Source organism: Neisseria sp. P0009.S007, assembly GCF_051962515.1.
On record NZ_JBQCVF010000399.1, the window covers coordinates 1 to 1250 of the forward strand.

Genomic DNA, 1250 nt, shown 5'->3' on the forward strand with positions numbered 1-1250 from the left:
TGTTTTTGAGTATGCGGTTTGCTGGGCGTTATACCGAATTTGGACATTGTCTCTTTTAATACTCGGAGATTGCTTCCGCGTTTCAAACCGTCATTCCAGATTTCTTTGGCCTTGTTTTGGTCGCCAAGTGTCCATAGGACTTCGCCCAAATGCGCGGCAACTTCGGCTTCAGGTTCTTTTTCATAGGCATATTGGATATACGGCAAAGCTGTTTGTGCATCGCCTTTAAGATAATAAGCCCAGCCTACACTATCATTAATGGCTGCGCTTTCCGGCTCCATTTGATAGGCCGTCTGAACCATTTTGAATGCCTCGTCCAAATCCTTGCCGCTGGACAACAAGGTATAGCCCAAAGCATTCCAACCGTGCGGATTATCTGGATACAGCTCTACCACACGGCGTAAATCGGCAATCGCCTTGCCTGGCTGATTCAGCTTCTCATAAACCATCGAACGTTGATACAGTACATTGGCAAGCAGCTCAGGAGAAGCTTGGGTTTTCAAGGATTTTTCGGTAGAACTTACCAAGCTATTTAAAGCATTCAACGATTCTTGAAGATTGGTATTTTTAGACAATACGAACAAAGCCGTATTCAACAAATCACTGGCTTCAAAATAACGTCCTCTTTGCTCGGGCATTTTTTGTGCGCGTTGCACCAAAGCCCAAGCCTCTTTATGGTTGCCCTGTTTGGCTTCGATGGAGGCGGCCAAAATGGTTTTATCAAACGTATAAGCCGTAGCCGTGACCTTGGCCAGCCATTGTTTGGCTTTCGCAAATTCTTCAGCATCATTATAAGAAACTGCACCAATCAACGCCGCACGGCTGCGCTGCTCTTCCGTACCGGCTTTATAAGCCTTTTCCAGATAGCTGTTTACCACAGAAATATTTTCCGTCTTGCTGGCTGACAATAAGGCGGCCTGAATATACAAATCAGGGTTGGGATTTTCTTCCAACAAAGTCTGTAAACGCTTAAAAGCCTTATCATTTTGACCATGAGCGATCAAATTGGCGATGTCCAACTCCTGCCAAATCGGAGATAAGGTTTTGGTGTCTGTCTCTTTGAAGAAGCCGTCCAGAATATCAGGATGCCGTTGCGCCATCAGCCGCAGGGTAACAAAAGTAGGCGGCAGAATTTCGTTATCCAACTTGGCCAAGCGCTGTAATGCCGCAATGGCGTATTTCTTTTGACCGTCTTTTGCACTAAAAATTGCATCCGCAATCGCCGCTTCTGGAAAGTCTTTATAATTCAG

1 protein-coding gene is annotated in these 1250 nt (G+C 45.6%); it reads right to left on the reverse strand.

Annotated features, from left to right (window positions below):
• The coding region (locus ACTHS3_RS13600) for a tetratricopeptide repeat protein (protein WP_440368204.1) at positions 1 to 1250 on the reverse strand (1250 nt) is incomplete at both ends.